The organism is Mammaliicoccus sp. B-M6 (assembly GCF_022386965.1).
Lineage (GTDB): Bacteria > Bacillota > Bacilli > Staphylococcales > Staphylococcaceae > Mammaliicoccus > Mammaliicoccus sciuri_A.
The window spans coordinates 1-12988 of the sequence record NZ_JAJNHJ010000006.1 but is presented as its reverse complement, the minus strand read 5'-3'; the positions used below and the strand labels follow the sequence as shown (position 1 = coordinate 12988).

The window sequence follows — 12988 nt, the reverse complement described above, 5'->3', positions numbered from 1 at the left end:
ATAGGGAAAGGTATGGTGAATTGAATGGCTCCGAGAAAAAAAGCCCAATTCGATGCAGTAGCGACTTTAAATGAAATAGAGTCTAAGTTTGAAATGGTTCAAGTTTTAGATGAAGAAGGAAATGTCGTAAATAGTGACTTGTTACCGGACTTATCTGACGAAGAACTTGTTGAATTAATGGAAAGAATGGTTTGGACTCGTGTTCTAGATCAACGTTCTATTTCATTAAATAGACAAGGACGTTTAGGTTTCTATGCACCAACAGCTGGACAAGAAGCTTCACAATTAGCTTCACATTATGCGTTAGAGAAAGAAGACTATGTATTACCTGGTTACCGTGATGTGCCACAATTAATTTGGCATGGTTTACCATTAACAAAAGCTTTCTTATTCTCACGTGGACACTTTATTGGAAACCAATTCCCAGAAGGTGTTAATGCTTTAAGTCCACAAATTATTATCGGTGCACAGTTTATTCAAACAGCTGGTGTAGCACTAGGTCTTAAAAAACGTGGTAAGAAAAATGTTGCAATTACTTACACTGGTGATGGCGGTTCTTCACAAGGTGACTTCTATGAAGGTATCAACTTTGCTTCTGCTTACAAAGCACCTGCAATTTTCGTTATCCAAAATAACAACTATGCGATTTCAACACCTCGTGACAAACAAACAGCTGCTAAAACATTAGCTCAAAAATCAGTAGCAGTTGGTATTCCAGGTGTATTAGTAGATGGAATGGATGCATTAGCAGTATATGCAGTAACTAAACAAGCGCGTGAACGTGCAGTAAATGGTGAAGGTCCATCATTAATCGAAACATTAACTTACCGTTACGGTCCACATACAATGGCTGGTGACGATCCAACTCGTTACAGAACTTCTGATGAAGATTCTGATTGGGAAAAGAAAGATCCATTAGTACGTTTCAGAAAATATCTTGAAGCGAAAAACTTATGGTCTGAAGAAAAAGAAAACGAAGTAATGGAAAAAGCTAAAGAAGAAATTAAAACAGCTATTAAAGAGGCAGATAATACGCCTAAACAAAAAGTTACAGACTTAATGGAAAATATGTATGAAGAAATGCCTTACAATTTAGCTGAACAATATGAAATTTACAAAGAGAAGGAGTCGAAATAAGTCATGGCACAAATGACAATGATTCAAGCGATTAACAATGCGCTTCAAAACGAATTAAAAAGAGACGAAGATGTTCTATTATTCGGTGAAGACGTTGGTGTAAACGGCGGTGTATTCCGTGCAACAGAAGGTTTACAAAAAGAATTCGGTGAAGATCGTGTATTTGATACACCTCTAGCTGAATCAGGTATTGGTGGTCTAGCTTTAGGTTTAACGCTTGAAGGTTACCGTCCTGTCATGGAAATCCAATTCTTTGGTTTCGTATTTGAAGTTATGGACTCAATTGCTGGTCAAATAGCTCGTCACCGTTTCCGTTCAGGTAACTCTAAAGTGGCTCCAATCACAATCCGTGCGCCATTTGGTGGTGGTGTGCATACACCAGAATTACACGCAGACAACTTAGAAGGTTTAGTAGCACAATCTCCAGGTTTGAAAGTTGTTATTCCTTCAAACCCTTACGATGCTAAAGGATTATTAATTTCTGCAATCCGCAGTAATGACCCAGTTGTTTATTTAGAACACATGAAGTTATACCGTTCATTCCGTGAAGAAGTACCTGAAGAAGAGTACGAAGTAGAAATCGGTAAAGCTAAAGTTAAACGTGAAGGTACAGATTTAACAATCATCACTTATGGTGCAATGGTTCAAGAATCATTAAAAGCAGCTGAAGATTTAGAAAAAGATGGTTATTCAGTTGAAGTTATTGACTTAATCACTGTTCAACCATTAGATATTGAAACAATTGTTAAATCAGTAGAAAAAACAAACCGTGTAATCGTAGTTCAAGAAGCTCAAAAACAAGCAGGCGTTGGCGCAAATGTTGTAGCTGAAATTTCTGAAAGAGCTGTTCTTTCATTAGAAGCTCCTATTGCACGTGTGGCAGCTGCTGACACTATTTATCCATTCACACAAGCTGAAGGTGTTTGGTTACCAAACAAAAAAGATATCGTAGCGCAAGCTAAAGAAACATTAGAGTTTTAATGCGCATTAAAATAAGGATTTAATATTTAGGAGGAAAAAATCGTGTCATTCGAATTTAAATTACCAGATATCGGTGAAGGTATCCACGAAGGTGAAATTGTAAAATGGTTTGTTAAAGCAGGAGACGAAATTCAAGAAGACGATGTATTATGTGAAGTTCAAAATGATAAATCTGTCGTTGAAATTCCATCACCTGTTGCAGGCAAAATTGAAGAAGTTATGGTTGAAGAAGGTACAGTATCTGTTGTTGGTGATACAATTGTTAAAATTGATGCACCTGATGCAGAAGGTTTACAATTCAAAGGTCATGACGACGATGAAGAAGAAACTAAAGAAGAAGCACCAGCTGAAGAAGCTAAAGAAGAAGCAACTACTGAAACTCAATCAGAAAATGTTGATGAGTCTAAACGTGTAATTGCTATGCCTTCAGTTCGTAAATTTGCTCGTGATAACGATGTAAATATTAAAGCTGTTTCAGGTTCAGGTAAAAATGGCCGTATCTTAAAAGAAGACGTTGAAGCATACTTAAATGGTGGCGCTACTACAGAGCAACCAGCTAAAGAAGAAGCTCAAACTTCATCTGAAGATACACAAGCAGTACAATCTCCACAAGTACCAGAAGGAGAATTCCCTGAAACTCGTGAGAAAATACCAGCTATGCGTAAAGCAATTGCTAAAGCAATGGTTAACTCTAAGCATACTGCACCTCACGTAACATTAATGGATGAAATTGATGTTCAAGAATTATGGGATCACCGTAAAAAATTCAAAGAAGTTGCTGCTGAGCAAGGTACTAAATTAACATTCTTACCATATGTTGTTAAAGCATTAGTATCTGCACTTAAGAAATACCCAGCATTAAATACTGAATTTGATGAAGAAAATGGTGAAATTGTTCATAAACATTACTATAATATAGGTATAGCTGCGGATACTGATCGTGGTTTATTAGTACCAGTAGTTAAAAATGCTGATCACAAATCAATGTTCGAAATTTCTGATGAAATTAACGAATTAGCTGTTAAAGCACGTGACGGTAAACTACAAGCTAACGAAATGAAAGGCGCAACATGTACGATAAGTAATATCGGTTCAGCAGGTGGACAATGGTTTACACCAGTAATCAACCATCCTGAAGTAGCTATTTTAGGTATCGGTCGTATTGCTCAAAAACCTATCGTTAAAGATGGAGAAATTATTGCTGCACCTGTATTATCACTATCATTAAGTTTCGACCACAGACAAATTGATGGTGCTACTGGACAAAATGCAATGAACCATATTAAGAGATTATTAAATAATCCAGAATTATTATTAATGGAGGGGTAAAAATGGTAGTTGGAGATTTTCCTATTGAAACAGATACTATTGTAATTGGAGCAGGTCCTGGTGGATATGTTGCAGCAATTCGTGCAGCACAATTAGGACAAAAAGTAACAATCGTTGAAAAAGGCGAATTAGGTGGCGTATGTTTAAACGTTGGTTGTATCCCATCTAAAGCTTTATTATCAGCATCACACCGTTTCCACAATGCTCAACATTCAGAAGATATGGGTGTTGTAGCTGAGAAAGTAGCATTAAACTTCGAAAAAGTTCAAGAATTCAAAAATGGCGTTGTTAAAAAATTAACAGGCGGCGTTGCTGGATTAATGAAAGGTAACAAAATCGATGTTGTTAACGGAGAAGCATATTTTGTAGATGAAAATAACTTAAAAGTTATGACTGAAAAAGCATCTCAAACTTATACTTTCAAAAATGCTATTATCGCAACTGGTTCACGTCCAATCGAAATTCCTAATTTCAAATTTGGTAAACGTGTAATCGATTCTACAGGTGCATTATCACTTCAAGAAGTACCTAAAAAATTAGTAGTAGTAGGTGGCGGATACATTGGATCTGAGCTAGGTACTGCATATGCTAACTTTGGTTCTGAAGTAACAATCCTTGAAGGTGCTAAAGACATTTTAGGCGGATTTGAAAAGCAAATGACTCAAATCGTTAAAAAAGGTCTTAAAGCTAAAGGTGTAGAAATCGTAACAGAAGCGATGGCTAAATCAGCTGAAGAAACTGATAACGGCGTTAAAGTTACTTACGAAGCTGGCGGAGAAACAAAAGAAATCGATGCTGACTATGTATTAGTTACAGTAGGACGTCGACCAAATACTGATGAATTAGGTCTTGAAGAATTAGGTCTAAAAATGTCAGATCGTGGTTTAGTTGAAGTTGACGAACAAAGCCGTACTTCAATTAGCAATATCTATGCAATCGGTGATATCGTTGCTGGACCTCCACTTGCTCATAAAGCAAGTTACGAAGCTAAAGTTGCTGCTGAAGCAATTGCTGGTGAAAAATCAGCTGTAGATTACTTAGGTATTCCTGCAGTATGTTTCACTGAGCCAGAATTAGCTACAGTAGGTTACACAGAAGCTAGCGCTAAAGAAGAAGGATTAGAAATTAAAGCTGCTAAGTTCCCATTTGCTGCAAATGGTCGTGCATTAGCATTAAATGAAACTGCTGGTTTCGTTAAACTTATCGCTTTAAAAGAAAATGGTCTTCTAATTGGTGCACAAGTTGCTGGTACAGGCGCTTCAGATATCATTGCTGAATTAGGTTTAGCAATTGAAACAGGTATGACAGCTGAAGACGTATCATTAACAATTCATGCTCACCCAACATTAGGTGAAATTTCTATGGAAGCTGCAGAAGTAGCATTAGGAACACCTATCCATACAATGTAATCATAAAAATATAAGGCTGAGACATATTTATGTCCCAGCCTTTTTTTGTAAAGGAGTAAAAAACATGGAGTACAGTTATCCAATAGATGTGGATTGGACGCAAGAAGAGATTCTCGAAGTGATGGCTTTCTATAATCTTATAGAAGATGCATATGAAAGTGAAGCAAATAGAGAACAATTAGACCAAGCATATAAAAATTTTAAAAAAATTATTCCTGGTAAAGCTGATGAGAATAATTTTTATAAAGCTTTCAAAGAAGAAAGTGGTTATGATGGCTATAAAGTTGTTAAAGCTTTAAAAGAGAATAAAGAAGCGACAACGATTTCAGTTAAATAATATTATAAAATCCCCCAAAAAAGTGTTGAACTATAAAATGATTTCTGTTATTTTATTAACGGTACTAAACTTAATGTTTAGTAAAAGTAAACATTACACTTTCTTGGGGGATTTATGAATATAGGAGAAAAACTTAAAAATTTAAGGTATCAAAAGAACCTAACACAAGAAGAACTTGGAGAGCGTACAGATTTATCTAAAGGATATATTTCGCAATTAGAAAGAAATTTATCTTCACCATCTATGGAGACTTTTTTGAATATTTTAGATGTATTAGGGGTTGAACCGAGTGAGTTTTTTAATGAGAAATTGTATCAAGCTCGTATACATTATCCTGAACAAGAACACACGATATATGATGAATATGATTTAGGTTACAAAATAAAATGGCTCGTTCCAGATTCCAATGAATTTGAAATGGAACCTGTAATTATCACTTTGAAAAGTGGATCTAAATATAAAGCATTTAGCCCATCAAATTCTGAAACATTTGCATATGTTAAAAAAGGATTCATAACTTTGAATATAGGGAATCAAACATATACTGCTAAAAGTGGAGAATGTTTTTATTTTAAAGCGCATGAAACGCATCAGTTTTTAAATCAATCTAGCAAAGATGCTGAAGTATTGATTGTAGCTACAGAATCGTATTTATAGGAGGTAAGGCATGAAACAACCAATCATAAAGTTCGAAGGCATTTCAAAGAACTTTAATAACACGCAAGTATTAGATGATGTCAGTTTTGAAATTGAAGAAGGTAAATTTTATACATTATTAGGTCCGTCAGGTTGTGGTAAAACAACTATTTTAAAATTGATAGCAGGATTTGAAACACCAACTAAAGGTAATATTTTGTTTAATAATAATATTATTAATAAAGTGCCAGCAAATAATAGGAAAGTTAATACTGTGTTCCAAGATTACGCATTATTTCCTCATTTAAATGTATACGACAATGTAGCATTTGGACTAAAAATAAAAAAGTTAAATAAAAAAGATATTCAAACTAAAGTAAAAGAAGCATTAAAATTAGTAAAACTTGAAGGATATGAACAACGTAAAATCACTGAAATGAGTGGTGGGCAAAAGCAACGTGTTGCGATTGCTAGAGCAATTGCGAATGAACCTGAAATTATCTTGCTTGATGAACCATTATCAGCTTTAGACTTAAAGTTAAGAACGGAAATGCAATATGAATTACGTGAATTGCAACAACGACTAGGTATTACGTTTATATTTGTTACACATGACCAAGAAGAAGCATTAGCAATGAGTGATTACATATTTGTTATGAAAGACGGTAAAATTCAACAAAGTGGTACGCCTGTCGACATATATGACGAACCTGTTAATAAATTCGTAGCTGATTTCATTGGAGAATCTAATATCGTTACAGGTGTTATGAAACGGGATTATGTTGTTGAAATGTACGGTATTCCATATGAATGTGTAGATGCTGGATTTGAGAAAGATGCTAAAGTTGACGTCGTGATTCGTCCAGAAGATATCACGATTAAATCAGAGAATGAAGGTCGTATCTCTGCAGTAGTTGACTCTCAATTATTTAGAGGTGTTCATTATGAAATTTGTTGTTATGATGCGCAAGGAAATGAATGGATTATCCAAACGACGAAAAAAGCAACAATCGGTGAAACAGTAGGACTTGATTTTGATTCAGAAGCGATTCATATTATGTTGCCAGGTGAAACTGAAGAAGAATTTGATCGTCGAATTGAAAGCTATGAGGATGAGGAACATGCATAAAATAAAATCATTATTACTCGTACCTTACATGATATGGATAGTATTATTTATTATCGTTCCGATTGCTATGATTTTCTATGCATCATTACTTGATATTCATGGACACTTTTCATTCGAGAATTACAGAAACTTTTTTACAAGTAGTTATTTAGAAATGACTTTAAGTTCAGCTTGGTATGCATTAGTTATTACTTTCTTTTGTTTATTAATTAGTTATCCTTTAGCGTTAACACTAAGAAATGCGAAACATAAAGATATATTATTATTGCTTGTTATATTGCCAACTTGGATTAACTTGTTACTTAAAACGTATGCTTTTATTGGTATTCTTAGTCATGATGGTTTATTAAATAAAATCTTAAGTATATTTCACGTACCATCAACAGAATTATTATTTACAAGTACAGCGTTTATCATTGTTTCGGTTTATATTTATATTCCGTTTATGCTGTTACCAATCTTTAATTCAATGGATGAAATACCAGAGAATTTATTACAAGCTTCAAGAGATTTAGGTGCAAATAGTTTTACAACATTTAAAAATGTAATCGTGCCTTTAACATTAGAAGGTGTGAAAACGGGTATTCAAATTACATTTATACCCGCATTATCATTATTTATGATTACACGTTTAATCGCAGGTAATAAAGTTGTTAACTTAGGTACAGCAATTCAAGAACAGTTTTTAGTTACACAAAATTATGGTATGGGTTCTACGATAGCTGTGTTCTTAATATTAGCTATGGCACTTATACTTATTATTACGAAATCTAAATCAGAGAATAAGGAGGTATAGTATGAAATTAACAGGAAAAATTTATTTTACAATCATACTTATATTTCTATACTTGCCTATCTTTTTCTTAATATTTTATTCATTTAACGGTGCAGGTAACATGACGCACTTTAAAGGCTTTACTTTTGATCATTACACATCAGTGTTTCAAAATAAACGCTTGTTAGTGATTATTGTGAATACCATTGCGATTGCATTGTTGGCCGCGAGTATTTCTACTTTAATCGGAATATGTGGCGCGATAGGTATTTATTACTTAAGAAATAAAAAATTAAAAGTCGGATTATTAACATTGAATAATATCTTAATGGTAAGTTCTGATGTTGTAATCGGATCATCATTTTTACTGTTATTTACTGTTATTGGTCACTATACAGGTATGGGGCTTGGTTTCTGGTCAGTATTAATATCTCATATAGCATTTTGTGTACCAATAGTCGTGCTTTTAGTACTTCCTAAGCTATATGATATGAATACATCTATGATTGACGCTGCTAAAGATTTAGGTGCAACTTCATGGCAAACACTTATTAAAGTTGTGATACCTCATATTCTACCTGGTGCAATTGGTGGATTCTTTATGGCACTTACGTACTCGTTAGATGACTTTACAGTGAGCTTTTTTGTGACAGGTAGTGGCTTTAGCGTATTATCTGTTGAAGTATATTCAATGGCTAGAAAAGGTATTACGATGGAAATCAATGCGATTTCTACATTACTATTTGCGTTAGTCATGATACTGATTTTAGGATATTATTTCTTAAAAAGAAGCCAACAAAAAAGACTTGAAAAAAGAGGGGGCATTATAAGATGAAACAATTAATACAGTTAGTCGGCATCTCAATTGTTGTAGGGGCATTGTTAATGTTATCTACTAAATTAATTGATCCGCCTCCTTCTAAAGGAAAAAAGAATGTCATTTATGTATATAACTGGGGAGAATATATTGACCCAGATTTAACGAAAAAATTTGAAAAACGAACAGGTATTAAAGTCGTATACGAAACGTTTGATTCAAATGAAGCGATGATGGCTAAAATTAAAAACGGTGGTACAGCATATGATGTTGCAGTGCCAAGTGAGTATACTGTTGAAAAAATGAAAAAAGAAAAGTTATTAATACCAATTGATCATAAAAAAGTACCGAATTTAAAAAATATTGATAAAGATTTTATGAATCTACCATTTGATCCAGGAAATAAATACTCCGTACCTTATTTTTGGGGAACAGTAGGTATTTTGTACAATCCTGAAACAATGAAAGGTATCAATTTTAACACATGGAATAGTCTTTGGGATAAGCGTCTTAAAGATGATGTATTAATTGTTGATGGATCAAGAGAAGGTATAGGATTTGCATTAAATAGTATGAATGAAAGTTTAAATGAAACAAATAAACAAAAACTGAAAAAAGCACAAGATAAATTAATTAAGTTATCACCTAATGTTCGAGGTGTTGTAGGCGATGAAATTAATACAATGATGGTTCAGAATGAATCGGATGTAGCCGTTGTTTGGAGTGGTATGGCAGCTGATATCATGACTGAAAATGATAAATTAGATTTTGTCGTACCTAAAGAAGGTTCAAACTTATGGTTTGATAATATCGTTATACCTAAGACAGCACAGAATGTTGATGGCGCACATAAATTTATTAACTTCTTATTAGAAGAGAAGAATGGAAAGCAAAATGCAGAATGGGTTGGATATGCAACGCCAAACAAAGCTTCTTATAATCTTTTAGATAAGAGTGTTAGAGAAGATGAGCGTTTCTATCCTGATTCTTCAGTAAGAAATAAACTTGAAGTTTATGAAGATTTAGGAAAAGAAAATATAGTAGCGTATAATGAAGCCTTTTTAAAATTTAAAATGTCGCTTAATTAGTCATTATAAAGGGTCTTTGTGAGAAACAAAGCCCTTTTTTTGTTATAATTAAAACCAATTCATTATTAGGAGGTAAACATGATGAATTCATATGTAGAACATGTGAGACAGCCAGTTGGTAGAGGTGTAGAAAAATTTCTCGGCTGGTTTGCTTGGATTATCTTATTGGGCATAACAGCTTTATCTTTATTTGCTGCACTTGTCGTATTAAATAATCCAGAAAATATAAATAGGCTAGAAACTTTAATTAATAGACTAAATATTAATATTACAACTAATGGACAATTAATGTCTGCTAGTGAAGTAGCACTCAATATTCAAAATGGTATTTGGTTATTTATAATTTATTTGATTATTGTTTTAATATTTTCATTTATTGGTTTAGTTTTAATGAGATGGAGAATATTTTCTGCTTTTGTATTTTTACTTTTAGCAATTATTACAATTCCATTATTTATTGTGCTTGTACCATTATTCTTCTTTATTGTATGTATTTTATTATTCGTAAGAAAAGATAAAATATTACCAGTTCAAGGTATGGCACCACAACAACCTTATTATGAAAATCAACGCGAAAATATTCCACCACAGCCTAGAGAACGTCAACGAGTTGAACCTAAACAGCAATATAGAGAAGAACATGTAGAAGAACCACTACAAGAGAAAGAGCGTTCGGCACAAGTTGACTCAGTAGAACAAACTGAAACGACTCATAGTGAGGAAGTACTTTCTCGTAGTAAAAAGCATCAAAATAAAAAACAAAGAAATCAGCAAGAAGAAACAAATGTTGAAAACTTAGATGATGCAGATCAGTCCGATATTGATCAACAAGAGAATATTGGTCAAAGACATGAAGATCCATACAATTATGAAACAACACAATCAGATGAGTATCAAGTTCAACCTGATAAACTGAAAAAAGAAAAGAAACCTAAAAAAGTAAAACCTAATGCAACAATTGAAAGAAGAAAGAATTACGAAAAAAGAATGCAACAACAGAAAAAATATTTTGAAGAAAAAAATAAAGACGAACAAAATATAGAAAAAAACGATCATAAACTTGATAAATAAAATTCAGATTGAGATAATGATAATTGACAAATTTTAGGAGGGTTTAAATGAAAAGAACAACAGAATATATATTACTTGTCGTAGGTGCTGTGTTTTCATTAATTGGAATTGTAATGGCATTTATAACGAAATCTTTTTCAAATACTGCTGAATTTAAAATGGAATTTGAGCGACAAATGCAAAATAATCCAGATTTGCAAAATGAAGTGTCTGTGGATGAATTATCATCGGTTATGAGTGGTTTAATAAATTATGCGCTTGTTATTCTAATCATCAGTATTATATTAGCGATAGTGGCATTAGTATTTGTAAAAAAACAAAGAATTTTATCTGGTATATCAGCTATACTTGGTGGTCTTGTTTCAATACTTATCTTTAACATTATTTCATTCCTTGTATTAATTATTGCAGGTATTATGTTATTAGTGAGAAAAGAAAAAAATCATCAATTTGAAGATGTGAATTTCCAAAATGACCATAATCATTTAGACGATAACAATCATCAACAAAGTCAGTTTAATTCAGAAGATAAAAAGAAAAAAGATGACGACCCATATATTTATTAATTAATAAAACAACAGCCCTTCAGAATTGAACTGAAGGGCTGTTGTTTTAAGTATTAACTATAAAATTTAATTAATTCTTCAAATGTTTCATCTAAAAATGCAGTAAATGATTTATCTGTTTTTAATACATCAGACTTAGGATCTAAAGTACGTGCTACGAAGAACTCAGCTTTTTTAATATCTTTTAATCTCTTTATATGATGTTTCAAATCTTCTGTAGATAATGAATCAATAGGAGATTTATCAATATTATAATGATCAAAACATAATGAATAATCACTAGGTAAGTCTTCTAATAAGTTAAAGTTTTTATTTAAAAAGTCAGCCATTTGACCTTTATTTTTATTTTCATGCATAACACCAAACATTATAAATAATTGTGATTCAAATAAACCAATTTGAAAATGTGGTAACATTTTATATCCACGTTGATTAGTTGCAAATGCTACCCAAGTATCTTTAGGGGGATTAACAGTTCTTCTCGCATGTTTTGCAACATGGTAATGGAATGTATCTCCAGTTTGTTCAGTTAAATATTTTGTATATCTTTCACCTAAAGCATGTAATTGTGGTCTTACTTGTTCGTCTAGTGCTTGCATCCTATTTTCTAAACCTTCAACACTAAAAACTTTAAAATCTTTTTGTTTAAACGTATACTTAGTCATAGTTGTCCTCCTTATAACTGTGGTACTTAACAATATTTTATCATAAATTTTTTTGAATATATAAAGAACAATGCTAATATAAAAATAACATAGGAGGTTTTGTCATGGAAATATACAAATTTGCTTATCAAATAATACAAGAAGCGGGTCAAATTATTCGTGATTCAATAGATGACGATATTCAAATAGAAACAAAGTCAAATCCTAATGATTTAGTGACAAATATAGATAAAGAAACAGAAGAAAGATTATTTAATCAAATTAAATCTACATATCCAGAACATCGTATTTTAGGAGAAGAAGGTCACGGCACAGATATTGATAATACAGAGGGCGTCTTATGGATTGTTGACCCAATAGATGGCACGCTAAACTTTGTACATCAACAAGAGAATTTTGCCATTTCAATCGGTATTTTTATTGATGGCGAAAAATATGCAGGATTTGTATATGATGTCATGAACGATAAAATGTACCACGCCATAGCTGGTAAAGGGGCATGGTTAAATAATGAACAACTTAAACCATTAGAAGATACTGATTTGAAGACCAGTTTAATTTCAACAAATCCATTATGGTTAACAAAAGAAAAATTAGCTAAAATCTATATGCCGATTGTTGATCAAGCAAGAAGTACAAGAGCATACGGATCAGCAGCATTAGACTTTGCTAACGTTGCAAAAGGCAATACAAGTGCGTATTTAACAATGCGATTACATCCATGGGACTTTGCAGGAGGCTTAATAATTGCAGAAGAAGTAGGCGCAGTTGTAACAAACCAATTAGGAGAACACTTAAATATATTAGAAGCCAATTCAATACTAATAGGCAATAAAAAAATTCACCAAGAACTATTGAATGAATACTTCTTACCATATAAGACAATGTTAGAACAAATTCATACAGAAAGATTTAAAGGAAAATAGGAAGTGGGCTTAAACAATTATTGTTTAAGCCTCAGACTGTGGACAAACTGAACTTAAATTTATAAGTTCAGTTTGTTTTTTTATATGGATTAATATTTTCCACTAAAATCATGATTAAACTA

General features: G+C 32.6%; 14 protein-coding genes. 13 read left to right on the top strand and 1 reads right to left on the bottom strand.

Annotated features, from left to right (window positions below; genetic code table 11):
* Nucleotides 1-24: 24 nt before the first annotated feature.
* From pdhA to LQ693_RS03395, 12 genes are all read left to right on the top strand, one after another.
* Nucleotides 25-1137 (top strand): pyruvate dehydrogenase (acetyl-transferring) E1 component subunit alpha, encoded by a 1113-nt coding sequence (gene pdhA, locus LQ693_RS03450; protein WP_025905176.1) that lies wholly within the window; start codon nucleotides 25-27, stop codon nucleotides 1135-1137.
* A gap of 3 nt (nucleotides 1138-1140) precedes the next feature.
* Nucleotides 1141-2118, top strand: coding sequence for an alpha-ketoacid dehydrogenase subunit beta (locus LQ693_RS03445; RefSeq protein WP_025905175.1), 978 nt, complete (start codon nucleotides 1141-1143; stop codon nucleotides 2116-2118).
* 42 nt (nucleotides 2119-2160) lie between these two features.
* Nucleotides 2161-3447, top strand: a complete 1287-nt coding sequence (locus LQ693_RS03440; protein ID WP_107565770.1) for a dihydrolipoamide acetyltransferase family protein — start codon at nucleotides 2161-2163, stop codon at nucleotides 3445-3447.
* 2 nt (nucleotides 3448-3449) lie between these two features.
* A complete protein-coding gene (lpdA, locus tag LQ693_RS03435) occupies nucleotides 3450-4856 on the top strand; it encodes a dihydrolipoyl dehydrogenase (protein WP_025905173.1) in 1407 nt (468 codons plus the stop codon).
* A gap of 64 nt (nucleotides 4857-4920) precedes the next feature.
* Entirely contained in the window at nucleotides 4921-5193 is a 273-nt protein-coding gene (locus LQ693_RS03430; RefSeq protein WP_103360510.1) for a UPF0223 family protein, read from the top strand.
* Nucleotides 5194-5307: 114 nt separating this feature from the next.
* Nucleotides 5308-5850: a helix-turn-helix domain-containing protein gene (locus tag LQ693_RS03425; RefSeq protein ID WP_025905171.1), complete on the top strand. Its 543-nt coding sequence runs from the start codon at nucleotides 5308-5310 to the stop codon at nucleotides 5848-5850.
* Nucleotides 5851-5860: 10 nt separating this feature from the next.
* Nucleotides 5861-6958 carry an ABC transporter ATP-binding protein gene (locus LQ693_RS03420; RefSeq protein WP_107565771.1) on the top strand — a complete coding sequence of 366 codons (1098 nt, stop codon included), beginning with the start codon at nucleotides 5861-5863 and terminating at the stop codon, nucleotides 6956-6958.
* Nucleotides 6951-7754 (top strand): ABC transporter permease, encoded by an 804-nt coding sequence (locus LQ693_RS03415; RefSeq protein WP_107565772.1) that lies wholly within the window; start codon nucleotides 6951-6953, stop codon nucleotides 7752-7754. The genes LQ693_RS03420 and LQ693_RS03415 overlap by 8 nt, the downstream gene beginning before the upstream one ends.
* A 1-nt stretch (nucleotide 7755) precedes the next feature.
* Nucleotides 7756-8568, top strand: a complete 813-nt coding sequence (locus tag LQ693_RS03410) for an ABC transporter permease (RefSeq protein WP_025905168.1) — start codon at nucleotides 7756-7758, stop codon at nucleotides 8566-8568.
* Entirely contained in the window at nucleotides 8565-9638 is a 1074-nt protein-coding gene (locus tag LQ693_RS03405) for an ABC transporter substrate-binding protein (protein WP_119494921.1), read from the top strand. Before LQ693_RS03410 ends, LQ693_RS03405 begins: the two co-directional genes overlap by 4 nt.
* Before the next feature lie 81 nt (nucleotides 9639-9719).
* Nucleotides 9720-10709 (top strand): DUF4064 domain-containing protein, encoded by a 990-nt coding sequence (locus LQ693_RS03400; protein ID WP_204191204.1) that lies wholly within the window; start codon nucleotides 9720-9722, stop codon nucleotides 10707-10709.
* Between the two features lie 47 nt (nucleotides 10710-10756).
* On the top strand, nucleotides 10757-11275 hold the full coding sequence (locus tag LQ693_RS03395) for a DUF4064 domain-containing protein (RefSeq protein ID WP_107565775.1): 519 nt from the start codon (nucleotides 10757-10759) through the stop codon (nucleotides 11273-11275).
* A gap of 53 nt (nucleotides 11276-11328) precedes the next feature.
* On the opposite strand, the gene LQ693_RS03390 is transcribed toward LQ693_RS03395, so the two are convergent.
* Complete coding sequence (locus LQ693_RS03390; RefSeq protein WP_107565776.1) at nucleotides 11329-11940, bottom strand: YktB family protein; 612 nt, start codon at nucleotides 11938-11940, stop codon at nucleotides 11329-11331.
* A 104-nt stretch (nucleotides 11941-12044) separates the two neighbouring features.
* Here LQ693_RS03390 and LQ693_RS03385 point away from each other — a divergent pair, with 104 nt between their 5' ends.
* Entirely contained in the window at nucleotides 12045-12866 is an 822-nt protein-coding gene (locus tag LQ693_RS03385) for an inositol monophosphatase family protein (protein ID WP_025905163.1), read from the top strand.
* Nucleotides 12867-12988 lie beyond the last annotated feature (122 nt).